Consider the following 229-nt stretch of genomic DNA (forward strand, 5'->3'; position numbering starts at 1 on the left):
TGTGGTATATGTTACCAACCCATCATATGCCGTTAATATTATCGCGAAAAGTTTCGGGTTAAGTAAGGGCGATGAAGTACTTACTACAAATATAGAATACGGTGCCTGCGACCGTACTTGGAAGTATTACTGTGATAAGGTAGGTGCTATTTATAAACAAATGCCCGTTGCATTACCGTTAACAACCAAAGACTTTTTTATAGAAGAATTTTTCAAAGGAGTCACTCCT

At 37.6% G+C, this 229-nt stretch carries 1 protein-coding gene; it reads left to right on the plus strand.

Going from position 1 to position 229, the window contains the following annotated elements; all coding sequences use genetic code 11:
- Positions 1–229, plus strand: a 229-nt coding sequence (locus RMT89_RS45780; protein ID WP_315889658.1) for a hypothetical protein, incomplete at both ends; no start/stop codon positions are given.

Source organism: Streptomyces sp. P17 (assembly GCF_032436805.1).
In the GTDB taxonomy this organism is placed as follows: Bacteria; Actinomycetota; Actinomycetes; order Streptomycetales; family Streptomycetaceae; genus Streptomyces.